Below are 12,042 nucleotides of genomic sequence, written 5' to 3' on the forward strand. Positions count from 1 at the left end.
GACCGGATCGGCGGCCCGCCGCTAGATGAGCGGCATGCACGATACTGGCGACTTCAACGATCGCGTCTCCGACGCACCTTCCGATAACTGGGTCTACCGGATCCTGCCGCCATGGCTTTGGCCCTATGCGCAGCTCGCGCGCTGGGATCGCCCGATCGGCTGGCAGCTCTTGATGTGGCCGTGCTTCTGGTCGGCAACCCTTGCCGCCAATGCGGCGATCGGCGAGGGGATCTATTCCGGCAGCCTGCTGGTATCTCACCTGTTCCTCTATTTCATCGGCGCGGTCGCCATGCGCGGCGCCGGCTGCACCTACAATGATCTCGTCGACCACGAGATCGATATGGAAGTGGCGCGCACGCGGTCACGTCCGCTCCCCTCCGGCCGCGTCACCCGCCGTCGGGCGAAGATCTTCATCGGCTTGCAGGCGCTGGTCGGCCTCTTCGTGCTGCTGCAGTTCAACTGGCTCAACGTCTTCCTCGGCGTGCTCTCGCTCGGGATCGTGTCCTTTTATCCCTTTGCCAAGCGCTTCACCGACTGGCCGCAATTCTACCTGGGGCTTGCCTTTTCCTGGGGTGCGCTGATGGGGTGGGCCGGCATTTTCGGTGGCCTCTCCTTTGCAGCCATCCTGCTCTACGCCGCCTCCGTCGCCTGGACGATCGGTTACGACACGATCTATGCGCATCAGGACAAGGAGGATGACGAGCTGATCGGCGTCCGGTCCACTGCGCGCCTGTTCGGCGACAGGACGCGGCAATGGCTGATCGGCCTTTATGGACTGACGCTGGTGCTGATGTTCATCGCTTTCGCTCTGGCCGGCGCCAATCTCATCGCATTTCTGGGGCTGCTCGGTGCGGCCGGCATGTTCGCCTGGCAGATCGTCCGGCTCGATATCGATGATGCCGACCAGTGCCTGGCGCTCTTCAAGTCAAACAACCGCGTCGGCCTGATCATCTTCTTCGGCCTCTTCATCTCGCTGCTGTTTGCCATTCCCTGATTGGGACGACGAATGAAACGATAAACCCGGCGCGGGCGCCGGGTTTCAAAATGGTTCCGAAGCGACGTCGCCAAATGGAACTGTCGCGTTTTTGTTCAGTTGCGGGCGATGATTTCCTTACCTTCGATCTTCATCGCGACGCCCAGCCGGCCGGTTGTACGGCGCACGAGGAAGCGCGGACGGCGATTGGCGAAGTAGGAATGACGGCGGCGAGGCTTGAGATCGCTGGTGCGCAAGGCACCGATATGGTCTTCGAGCGGCCGGGCGACGCCGTCGGCCTCGACCATCAGCATCGGAATGCGGAAAGCCTCAGACCAGCTGCGCCAGTCGGCGGCGATGTCGCTGAGATCATGGGCGACGAGCAGCGGAATGCAGAGCTCCGGATCGGCGTGGTGGAGTTCGAGGGTTACGGTGACATCGCCGTCGCCATGGTCGATGGCGCGGGCGGCGACACCCTTGAAAACGCGCTTCGGCAGCGCAATCGAGAGCGGCAGGCCGCTGGAGGGGAGGACCTTGCGCAGGACCGCACCGCGTTCATCTATCGTGATATTGACGTCATCCGAACAATCGTGGATGGCGTAGCTGACCTGCTGGGGAAAGCGGGACGGATCGAGGCGTAACGTCGTGCCAGCCCAAGCGGGCTTCATAACGGGATTGTTCATTTCATTCTACCCTTGTCTTACCTGAGAGCCGATTTCCGGTCTTCTCCTTGGGACTTTTCGTCCTCTATGGCCGACAATAGGCAGCCGCCCTTCCGTACAGCTTAAAAATTGCGGTTAAGAAAACTTTGCCTCCTCTGATGGTTATCAAAACCGAATCCGGCAGGGTTTCCGGAAAGTGAACGGCGTGGTGTCCTGAAATGATGCATCCAGAGGTAAGCCTCAGGTAAGTTTTCCGTGGCAAAATGTGCTCACCAGCAGTTCGTCGTTCTTTTAGAGATTTTGCCGAAAAGGGCGCTTTTTATGATCACGGCTTCCCTCGCTTACACGATCCTGTCGCGAGATATGACGTCCAGCCTCAACAAGGTTGCGTCGCAAGCGACGGTCAAGAAGGATGCCCAGTATTACGCTGACCATATCAACAAGGTCACGTCAGTCGACGACTTCCTTGGCGACTACAAGCTCTACAGCTATGCGATGAAGGCCTATGGTCTCGAGGACATGACCTACGCCAAGGCCTTCATGAAGAAGGTGCTCGAGAGCGATCTCACCGATCCCAACAGCTACGCCAACAAGCTTTCCGATACGCGCTACCGCGAGTTCGCCGCCGCCTTCAATTTCAACGAGCCGGCCAAGGACGTGCAGACGGACGCGCAGGAGGACGACCTCATCGGCCTCTACAAGCAGTCCTTCATCGATGCCGACAAGGCCGCGACCGCCGAGAGCACCTATTACAGCAACAATATCGATAGCGTGCAGACCGTCGACGACCTGGTCAACAACACCCGGCTGCGCACCTATGTGCTGAAGACTTTCAAGATCGATCCGACCTATGCGTCGAAGGATTTTCTGCGGCAGGTGCTGACGAGCGATCTCAGCGACCCCACGAGCGTTGTCAACACGCAAGGCGGCGACAAGTACAAGGCGCTTGCCGCCCAGTTCAGCTTCAATGCGGATGGCACCGTCAACGGCACGGCGCAGACCGCCGCGCAGAAGGCCTCGGTCATCGAGTCCTACACTCTGAATTCCCAGTCCCTCATCATCGACAATTCGGTCGGTTCGGATGTCTACTACGTCGGCCAGACGGCGGCGGACTACAACAAGGCCTATTACACCGCGAAGATCGGCACGATCACCAATGTCGACGATCTGGTCGCCGACAAGCGGCTGACCTCCTACATCACGACGGCCTACAGCATGGGCGCCGACTTCACCGCGGCAGCGCTGCGCGCGGTGCTGACCGATCCCGGTTATGCCCAGCTGATGGGCTTTACCAATGTTTACAATGCTTTCAACTTCAAGGCTGACGGGTCGACCTCCAGCACGGCGCGCGTCCAGTCGGTCGATCAGGCAAACAGCCTGAAGGCGGCGGCATCGAGCACCAACAACTATTATACCGTCACCTCGCAGTCGACCGGCATCACCAATGTCGACGACCTGCTCGCCGACAGTGTGCTGGCCCGCTACATCAAGGATGCCTATGGTCTCGGCACGAGTTTCAGCAATGCCGACCTGAAGAACATCCTGACCGATTCGACCTATGCGGCGGCCCAGGGGCATGCCGATCTCAATGCCGACTTCAACTTCCAGGCAGACGGCTCGATCAACGGTTCCGTGATCCAGACCGCGGCGCAGCGGAAGTCCACCACCGACAAGTCGGCGGCGAATGCAGCGCATTTCAACAGCATGATCGGCAACGTCACCAATGTCGATGACATCATGTCGGATGCTGTTGCGGTCAGCTATATCAGAAACAGCATGCAGATCGCCGACAGCGTCTCCGATGCGACGTTGAGGACTTTCCTCGTCGATCCCGCCGCTGCCAGCGCCCAAGGCTACAGCGACGTTCACGACCTCTTCAATTTCAAAGCGGACGGTTCGGTCGCGACCCTTTACGCCTCGCAGACGGCAACCCAAAGTGCCAGCACTGCCAGCAAGGCCGACAATGCGGCAGTCTACTACCAGTCGACCATTGCGGGCATCTCAAACGTCGATCAGTTGCTGACGGACCAGAAGCTGAACAATTTTGTGCGCAACGCCTACGGCATCCCGTCGACGATCAGCGACGTCGCTCTTCGCAGTATCCTGACCGATCAGAGCGGCACCGGCACCTACGCCGACGTTGCCGCCGCCTTCAACTTCAAGGCGGACGGCACGCTTGAGGACGGTATGGCAGCGCAGACGGCCACCCAGATCAGCAGCACGAAATTTACTGCCTCAGCGCGGACGGACGACTATTCCGCCCGGATGGCGACGATCGGCAATGTCGATGATCTCATCGCCGATGGCACGATCACCAATTTCCTGAAGAGCACCTACAATCTGCCGTTCGATATCTCGGACGCCGATCTGAAGAGCATCCTGACCGATGCGACGGCGGCTGCCGCAGCCGGCCACGCCGATCTCAACGCCGACTTCAACTTCGCCGCCGACGGATCGCTTCCTGTCGTCAGTTCGGTCCAGACGGCCGACCAGGCGCAGACCACCAACGACAATTATGCGGCGCGTTATGACGACGAACGCGACGAGGCGATCGACGAGGTCGCATCCAACTACCAGAAGCTTATGGCCGACAGCAGCAGCCTGCTGAACTTCTCCGACGTCAAGACCGTCAATGATTTCCTGCGCAGCAATTCGTCCGCCGATTTCAGCAAGGGCAATGACAATCTGCCGGATCTCTACCATGTGGCGCTGCAGGCTTTCGGTCTGACCGACCAGGACGTCCCGCGCTCGATGATGCGCAAGATCTTGACGAGCGATGCCTATGATCCGGATGGCTATATCGCCTCGCTCAAGGATGAACGCATCACCAACCTTGCCCGCGCCTTCAACTTCGGCCCCGACGGCAAGGCGGCATCGCCCTTCCAGGCGCTTCCCGACGCGACCATGGCCAAATACGCCACCGACTATAAATCGCATATCACCATGCTGATGAAGGACGGTCCGGTGAAGGACAAGGCATCGAAAGATGCGACGGCCGAAGTCGACTATTTCGCCAAGGGCATGGCGAAGGTGAAGTCGCTCGACGATTTCCTGGATGATAGCCGCCTGACCGACCTGGTGCTGAAGGCGAACAACCTTGACCCGAAGGATTACGACAAGGCCACGCTGAAGAAGATCTTCACCTCGGATCCCGACGACAAGAAGAGCTACCTCAACACCAAGGCCGATGCGCGTTTCCAGGATATCGTCGCCGCCTTCAACTTCGACAAGGACGGCAATCTGACCCGCGCCAAGATCGGCACGATCCAGAACAAGGCGGCCGAGGACCACACCCAGGAACTTTACGTCCAGCAGACGATGGAAGCCCAGCAAGGCGAAACCAACGACGGCGTGCGCCTGGCGCTCTATTTCAGCCGCAAGGCCTCGAGCATCACTTCGATCTATTCGATCCTCGGCGACAAGGCGCTTTATCAGGTCATCACGACAGCCTACAGCCTGCCATCGCAGATCTCGGGCATGGATGTCGCCAAGCAGGCCGATCTGATCAACCGCTTCGTCAAGCTCGAGGATCTCCAGGATCCGAAGAAGGTCGACAAGCTGCTGCGCCGGTTCACCGCGATGTACGATGTCCAGAACGCTGCCCAGCAGTCGCCGGCGCTGATGATCCTGACCGGCGGCGGCACGCAGCAAAGCTGATCGCCCCGACCTGCTGCACGCAGCAGGCCTGATCGCTCTGACCGTCGGCCTCAAGGATCGAGGCTGACAACCTTTTCCGGGTTCATGATATTGGCGGGATCGAAGGCGCGCTTGATGCGGCGCATCAGCTCGATTTCGATCGCCGGCCGGATTGCCGCCAACTCGTCGCGCTTCAGCTGGCCGATGCCGTGCTCGGCTGAGATCGAACCGCCATGCGCCAGCACCAGCCCATGCACGATGTGGTTCATTTCGCGCCAGCGGGCGATGAAGGCGGTCTTGTCGGCGCCGAGCGGCTGGGAAATATTATAATGAATATTGCCGTCGCCCATATGGCCGAAGGCGCAGATGCGGGCGCCCGGCATCGCCGCCATCACAGCTTCTTCAGCCTCGGCCATGAAATGCGGGATCTTCGATACCGGCACGGAAACGTCGTGCTTGATCGACCCGCCTTCCGGCTTCTGAGCATCCGACATGCTCTCGCGCATGTGCCAGATCGCTTTCTGCTGGGCCACGGATGCGGCGATCGCGGCATCCAGCACCAGCCCGGCCTCAAAACCCTGTTCCAGCACGCCATTCATCATCCGCTCCGCCGTCTCGGCCGAATCCGAGGTCGAAATGTCGATCAGCACGTACCAGGGATAGGCCGCGTCCAGCGGATCGCGCACGCCGTCGATGTGGCGGGTGGTGATCTCGACACCGAAACGCGGCATCAGCTCGAAACCGGTGAGCGAGGCGCCGCAGAGGCTGGCGGCGAGGTTGAAGAGAGCAAGCGCATCCGCCACCGAATTCAGGCCGGCAAAGGCCACCTGATGGCCGAGCGGCTGAGGAAAGAGCCTCAGCACCGCGCCGGTGATGATGCCGAGCGTGCCCTCGGCGCCGATGAAGAGATCGCGCAGGTCGTAGCCGGTATTGTCCTTCTTCAGGCGGCGTAAGCCGTCCCAGATCTCGCCGGTCGGCAGCACCACTTCGAGGCCGAGGCAGAGTTGGCGCATATTGCCATAGGCAAGCACCGCCGTGCCGCCGGCATTGGTGGAAAGGTTGCCGCCGATGCGGCAGGAACCCTCCGAGCCGAGCGACAGCGGAAACAGCCGCCCATGCGCCTCGGCCGCCTTCTGCACCTCGGCCAGGATGGCGCCGCCATCGGCCACCAGCACATTCGCCACCGGATCGACATCACGGATCTTGTTCATCCGCTCGAGCGACAGGATGATATCGGACTTGCCCTGACGCGGCGTCTGGCCGCCGACGAGACCGGTATTGCCGGTTTGCGGCACGATCGCCGTTCCGGTCTCCGTCGCAAGTTTCATGATATCAGAGACTTCCTCGACCGAGCCGGGTTTCAAGAGGAGAGGGGAGGAGCCGTGATAGAGACCGCGGTTTTCGATCAGATGCGGCGCAAGATCGGCCTCGCTGCGCAGCGCGTACCTGTCGCCGACGATTGCCGTAAAGCGGTTGAGGAGTTCGGTGGAAATGCTGGAATTGCTCATTCGGGCGCGGTCCTCCATCTTCATGCGCGGTCTTTTCAGTCGCGGGGTGCGGCCGCCCGCTGCAGCCGGTCGTTGATCGCTTCGCCCAGCCCCTCCTCGGGAATCGGCGAAAAGGCGATGCTCTGAGCGCCGCTGGCATCGGCCCGCTTCATGTAGTCGAAAAGATTGGCCGCCGCCTCTGCCAGATCGCCGCGCGGGCTGAGATCAAGCACGATCCGCGCGCTGTTTGCGCCGGAGACCGCAGCGCTGCCGAAGGCAATCAGTGCCTCGCCGGGTTCCACCGCCGTCGCATTGAGGCGCACGGAAGCGCCCGGCGCGTAATGCGAGGCGAGCATGCCTGGCGCCTCGATTGCCGCCGATGCCGTTTTCGCCCGCAGCAGCGGTTGGCCTGCGACGCGCTCGATCTCGCGCGCTGCCAGTCCACCCGGCCGAAGCAGCCTCAGCCGGCCGCCCTCTGCCTTGACGATCGTCGATTCGACGCCGACAGCGCTTGGGCCAGCATCGAGGATCAATGGGATCCTGGCCCCGAGATCGGCTTCGACATGGGCGGCACTCGTGGCGCTTACCCCGCCCGAGGTGTTGGCGCTGGGGGCTGCGAGCGGCCGTCCGAAGGCGCCGATCAACGCGCCTGCGAAACCCTTCGGCACACGGATGCCGACGCTGTCGAGTCCGGCGGTCGCCAGCGAATGGATCGAACTCTGAGGCTTCAGCGGCAGCACGAGGGTCAGCGGGCCGGGCCAGAAGGCCCTGGCGAGCGCCCGTGAGACCGGGTCGAATTCGGCATGCTCTTCGGCCATGGCGAGGTCGGCCATATGGCAGATCAGCGGGTTGAAGCGCGGCCGCCCCTTTGTCTCGTAGATACGGGTGATGGCTGCGGGATTGGTGGCGTCGGCTGCCAGGCCGTAGACGGTCTCAGTCGGGATGGCGATGGCAAAGCCGTCCGCAAGAGCGGCTGAGGCCGCCTCGAGCGCTGCTTGCCTGTCGGTGCCTATGTCGATCGTGCGTGCCATGTTCTGCCCAGCAATCCAAAGTGCCACAGCGTCCTTTGCGCGTCTGGAAAGACGCACGGCGCTGTAGGTCGGCAGTCATTAGGCTTTCCGCCGCCGGCGATCAATCGCTTTAGAGCTGCCGGATGATTTCGCGCAGCTGTTCGTTGCGGGCGCCGAGCAAGAGGATGTTGCGGATCGCAGCCTGCGGATCATGGGTTCGGAAGAGCAGGCCGTTGCCGCGCACCGACCGGTCGATGGTCATCTTTTCGGCGGAGTTCTCGCCGGGTTTGATCGCGACGGCGAAATACATGCGGGAATAACCGACATCGATGCGCTCGAAGAAATTATCGTTCTCGCCGATGTCGGAATAGAAATTGGAGATGTAGAAGGCCCAGCTTACCTCTTCGTAATGGGCGAATTTCGTCCGCGCGGCAGTGACGTGGCAATAACCGAGATGCGGGCTGTCCTCCAGCGTCCGGTGGAAGATCATCTTCGGAAACTGGATCGAGTGGTGAAAGCCGTTGATGTGCTGATGCGTCTTCTCGCCGGCGACCTGCAGCTTGCGGCCGGTCTTTGCCGCGACCTCATCATGGGTGAAATACCGCTTTTCCTCGGCCAGCCAGTGCCGCCGCTCGCGGGGGATGCGACCAGTGCGCAAAAATTCGGAATGCGCGGCAATCAGCTGCGGCTCTTGCAGTTTACTTGCTTCTTTCGCGTCGAAATAACGGAGTTTGGCCATGGTTCGCGTTCTTCGGTCGGTCTGAATCAGCAGCAGGATAGGGCGGTATGCTTAAGGCGATGTTAAAAAATCGCCACGGCAGCCGGCCGGCTGAAAGGTAAATGCCGGGAGATGTCGCAAACGCGACTGACCTCGATATCAGGCAGCCGACCTCTTTGCGCAACGGGTCTTTACGCCATGTCGCAATTGACGATAATTGCCGAGAGAGTCGGGCGATGTCATCGACCGGGATGGGCAGCTTGTGGCTTGCTGCATCCTGTCGTCAATTTCGAAGCCGATGTCGCATTACAACCAAGCGGCAGCCATGCTCGGTGATTAAATGGCGCCATGAACAATTCTCCCGAAGGAGAAGGAAGCGGGCGCGCTTCCGCCGGCCTTCCCACGCGAGGGTGGCAACCGGGTGCACGAGGACATGAAGATGGATATTCGCAGCAACGTTTTGCGTCAGCTCAAGAGCCGCCGTGAGGGCTTCAGCCTCGAACAGCCGTTCTATATCGACGAGGATTATTTCCAGCTCGACATGGAGATGATCTATTATCGCGACTGGCTGTTCATCGGCCATGATTGCGAGCTGCCGAAGCCGGGCGCCTATTTCACCGTCCAGATCGGCAACTATCCCGTCGTCATCGTCCGCGGCCGCGACAATATCATCCGCGCCTTCCACAACAGCTGTCGCCATCGCGGCTCACGCGTCTGCACCAAGGAGCACGGCTCCTCCGTGCGTCTTGTCTGCCCCTACCATCAGTGGACCTATGATCTCGAAGGCAAGCTCGCCTTTGCCCGCCACATGGGCGATGATTTCGACAAGACCGGCTTCAACCTGAAACCCGTCCATTGCGAAACCGTCGCAGGCTATGTCTTCATCTGCCTTGCCAACACCGCCCCGGATTTCCAGCCGGTGCGCGACAAGATCGAACCCTATGTCGCGCCGCACCGGATCAGTGAGAGCAAGGTCGCCTTCCAGAGCACGATCATCGAGAAGGGCAACTGGAAGCTTGTCTGGGAAAACAACCGCGAGTGTTATCACTGCGCCGCCAATCACCCCGAGCTCTGCCGCACCTATCCCGAAGCCCCGAGTGTCACCGGCACGGATGGCGGCGCCGACGATCCCGAGATCGCCGGCCATTGGGCGCGCTGCGAGGCTGCCGGCTTGCCGAGCAAGTTCCAGATTTCGCCGGACGGTCAGTTCCGCACCGCCCGCATGCCGCTGATCGAAGATGCCGAGAGCTACACGATGTCGGGCAAGCGCGCCGTCCAGCGCCAGCTCTCCGACGATATCTCGATCAGCCATATCGGCACCATGCTGCTCTTCCACTACCCGACGACGTGGAACCATCTGCTCGGTGACCACGCCATCTCCTTCCGCGTGCTGCCGCTCAGCGCCAACGAGACGGCGGTGACGACCAAGTGGCTCGTCCACAAGGATGCCGTCGAAGGCGTGGATTACAATCTCGAGGAACTGACTCACGTATGGACCGAGACCAACGATCAGGATCGCCGCATCGTCGAGGAAAACGCCTTCGGCATTCACTCACCCGCCTATGAGCCCGGCCCCTATTCCGCCTTGCACGAGGGCGGCGTCATGCAGTTCCTCGAATGGTATTCGAACTTCATGGTGAACCGCCTGCAGGGTGACCAGGCGAAGTTCTCCGTCGTTGCCTGATAGCGCTTTGCCGCACCGGTTAATGTCCGGTTCAGTTCGGCTGATCTAAAAGGGAGAGTAGCCGGCCCCGGCTGCTTTTGGAACCATTCAGGCGAAAAGGCGTTGCTAGGCAGGCGGTGATCGCTGTTGTATGGGAGTTGAAGCAATGATCGGGCTGAGAAACAAGATCGCGACCGCAGTGCTGGCTGCCGCCGTGGTCCTGACGGGCTTTGCGCCGTCGCAGGCAATCCAGATGCCCACCGCCCCGCAGGTGGAAAAATCCTCCGCAGTTGAGAATGTCCAGTACCGCCGCTATTATCGCCCCGGCTATCGTCCGGGCGCCTATTACCGGCCTGGCTATCGTCCCGGCGCCTACTACCGGCCCGGCTATTATGGCGGCTATCGCGGATATTCCTATTACCGCCCGGGCTATCGCCATTATAACGGCTACTGGTATCCGCTTGCCGCCTTCGGCGCCGGCGCAGTGATCGGCGGCGCGATTGTCGCGCAGCCGCGTTACGTCGACCCGGCCCCCCGCATGGGTTCGAGCCACGTCGCCTGGTGCGCAAACCGCTACCGGTCTTATCGCGCCTACGACAACACCTTCCAGCCCTATAACGGCCCGCGTCAGCAGTGCTATTCGCCCTACTGACGTCACCCCAAACCGCGTAGTGGTTTTGGCATGTCGTGATATCGAGCTAAGATAAGAACCAGGCGCCCGGCAGTCATGCCGGGCGTTTCGCGTTCAAAGAATATCCACACGCCTCAGCAGCCACCAGGCAAAGGCGATGGAGGCGACGATGAGGGCGACGGCGTATTCGGTGCCGTAGTCGCCGACGGCGAATGGCAGGTTTGCCGTGTTCATGCCGAAGAAGCCCGTCACCAGCGTCGGCGGCAGCAGGAAGGCCGTCATGATCGACAGCAGATAGAGGTGGCGGTTGGTTTCGGAGGATTGTTTCGAATCGATTTCCTCGTGCAGCAGGCGTGCCCGGTCCTGCAGCGCATAGATATCGTGGTCGACCGTTTCCAGCCGGCTCGTCAGCCGCCGCGCCACATCGTCGAAGCCGAAGGGCATCTCGTCGTCGTCGGCCGCCGCCGCCCGGCGCATCAGCGCCAGCACGGTGCGCAGGTGCCGATGCAGCCTGACCACGGTGCGCCGGACCGGCGCCAGGCGTCGGCGCTCGTCGCGCTGCGCACTGTCGTAGACGATATCCTCGATCTGGTTCAGCTCTTCGGTGAGTTCGATGACGATTGCGATCAGCGTGCGCTGGAACTCGATCACCAGCAGTTCGAAGAGATCGACCGGCCGGGAGAATTTGCCCGGGTTTTTCTCGATCAGCGCCCGCGCCCGTTCGACGCTGCGCAGCGGCTGCAGCCGCGTGGTGATGAGGAAGCGGTCGGACATGGCGAAATGCAGCCAGCCGAGATTGTTGGTATCCTGGGCGAAATCGCGCTGGCAATCGACGAGCGTCCCATAGAGCATCTGCTCGTCGACGGTGATGGCCGCATGCGTATCGCGCGTCGTCAGCGCCGATTTCGCGTCCTCTGTCAGTCCGTCCAGCGTATCGAGCAAGGCCGGCACGCGGGCATCGACAAGGTTGAGGTGCAGCCAGTAGAAACAGTTGTCGGCGGTCAGTTCCGCCACCGTCGCACTATTGTTCAGTCGCACCGCGGTCTTTTCTTCAGGCGAAAAGCGATAGGCCCAGACGAAACCGGGTATGTTGACGGGCAATGTATCCATTGTTCGCCGGTCCTTTGCGAAGGCGATGTCTTCCCTTAGAGATTGTTCATGACGTCCATTTGTCCAAAGGTGCAAGAGCAAAGCGCCCTGTCAGGCGATTTATCGCATGGCGGCCGAGGAAATCGAAATTGACGTTTACGTAAAAATCAATT

9 protein-coding genes are annotated in these 12,042 nt (G+C 60.9%); 4 read left to right on the forward strand and 5 right to left on the reverse strand.

The annotated features are described in order from the left end of the window. Positions 1-34 precede the first annotated feature (34 nt). The gene (ubiA, locus tag U5G49_RS02915) at positions 35-994 is read left to right on the forward strand and encodes a 4-hydroxybenzoate octaprenyltransferase (RefSeq protein WP_193445778.1); all 960 of its coding nucleotides are present in this window, start codon (positions 35-37) and stop codon (positions 992-994) included. 95 nt (positions 995-1,089) lie between these two features. On the opposite strand, the gene U5G49_RS02920 is transcribed toward ubiA, so the two are convergent. Further along, positions 1,090-1,656, reverse strand: a complete 567-nt coding sequence (locus U5G49_RS02920) for a DUF6101 family protein (protein ID WP_017990459.1) — start codon at positions 1,654-1,656, stop codon at positions 1,090-1,092. 300 nt (positions 1,657-1,956) lie between these two features. Between U5G49_RS02920 and U5G49_RS02925 the strand changes: the two genes are divergently transcribed. After that, a complete protein-coding gene (locus U5G49_RS02925) occupies positions 1,957-5,292 on the forward strand; it encodes a DUF1217 domain-containing protein (protein ID WP_193445779.1) in 3,336 nt (1,111 codons plus the stop codon). Between the two features lie 50 nt (positions 5,293-5,342). Here the strand turns inward: U5G49_RS02925 and U5G49_RS02930 are convergent, their stop codons facing one another. The 3 genes from U5G49_RS02930 to U5G49_RS02940 all read right to left on the reverse strand — a co-directional run bounded on the left by U5G49_RS02930 (position 5,343) and on the right by U5G49_RS02940 (position 8,507). Then, positions 5,343-6,779 (reverse strand): FAD-binding oxidoreductase, encoded by a 1,437-nt coding sequence (locus U5G49_RS02930; RefSeq protein WP_193445780.1) that lies wholly within the window; start codon positions 6,777-6,779, stop codon positions 5,343-5,345. A 35-nt stretch (positions 6,780-6,814) separates the two neighbouring features. Further along, the gene (locus tag U5G49_RS02935; protein ID WP_193445781.1) at positions 6,815-7,789 is read right to left on the reverse strand and encodes an L-threonylcarbamoyladenylate synthase; all 975 of its coding nucleotides are present in this window, start codon (positions 7,787-7,789) and stop codon (positions 6,815-6,817) included. Between the two features lie 109 nt (positions 7,790-7,898). Next, complete coding sequence (locus U5G49_RS02940) at positions 7,899-8,507, reverse strand: DUF6656 family protein (protein WP_018245042.1); 609 nt, start codon at positions 8,505-8,507, stop codon at positions 7,899-7,901. A 418-nt stretch (positions 8,508-8,925) separates the two neighbouring features. On the opposite strand from U5G49_RS02940, the gene U5G49_RS02945 reads away from it, so the two are divergent. Together U5G49_RS02945 and U5G49_RS02950 are read left to right on the forward strand one after the other, a co-directional pair. After that, a complete protein-coding gene (locus U5G49_RS02945; RefSeq protein WP_130751053.1) occupies positions 8,926-10,170 on the forward strand; it encodes an aromatic ring-hydroxylating oxygenase subunit alpha in 1,245 nt (414 codons plus the stop codon). A 145-nt stretch (positions 10,171-10,315) separates the two neighbouring features. Next, a complete protein-coding gene (locus U5G49_RS02950; RefSeq protein ID WP_018245044.1) occupies positions 10,316-10,801 on the forward strand; it encodes a BA14K family protein in 486 nt (161 codons plus the stop codon). A gap of 93 nt (positions 10,802-10,894) precedes the next feature. Here the strand turns inward: U5G49_RS02950 and U5G49_RS02955 are convergent, their stop codons facing one another. Next, positions 10,895-11,890, reverse strand: coding sequence for a transporter (locus U5G49_RS02955; protein ID WP_003556974.1), 996 nt, complete (start codon positions 11,888-11,890; stop codon positions 10,895-10,897). Positions 11,891-12,042: the final 152 nt, after the last annotated feature.

The sequence above is a fragment of the Rhizobium indigoferae genome, assembly GCF_034554815.1.
Taxonomy (GTDB): Bacteria; Pseudomonadota; Alphaproteobacteria; order Rhizobiales; family Rhizobiaceae; genus Rhizobium; species Rhizobium leguminosarum.

Coding starts and splice junctions, on each gene's coding strand:
- U5G49_RS02925 (WP_193445779.1), top strand. CDS start 1,957: ATGATCACGGCTTCCCTCGCTTACACGATCCTGTCGCGAGATATGACG.
- U5G49_RS02920 (WP_017990459.1), bottom strand. CDS start 1,656: ATGAACAATCCCGTTATGAAGCCCGCTTGGGCTGGCACGACGTTACGC.
- U5G49_RS02950 (WP_018245044.1), top strand. CDS start 10,316: ATGATCGGGCTGAGAAACAAGATCGCGACCGCAGTGCTGGCTGCCGCC.
- U5G49_RS02935 (WP_193445781.1), bottom strand. CDS start 7,789: ATGGCACGCACGATCGACATAGGCACCGACAGGCAAGCAGCGCTCGAG.
- ubiA (WP_193445778.1), top strand. CDS start 35: ATGCACGATACTGGCGACTTCAACGATCGCGTCTCCGACGCACCTTCC.
- U5G49_RS02955 (WP_003556974.1), bottom strand. CDS start 11,890: ATGGATACATTGCCCGTCAACATACCCGGTTTCGTCTGGGCCTATCGC.
- U5G49_RS02945 (WP_130751053.1), top strand. CDS start 8,926: ATGGATATTCGCAGCAACGTTTTGCGTCAGCTCAAGAGCCGCCGTGAG.
- U5G49_RS02940 (WP_018245042.1), bottom strand. CDS start 8,507: ATGGCCAAACTCCGTTATTTCGACGCGAAAGAAGCAAGTAAACTGCAA.
- U5G49_RS02930 (WP_193445780.1), bottom strand. CDS start 6,779: ATGAGCAATTCCAGCATTTCCACCGAACTCCTCAACCGCTTTACGGCA.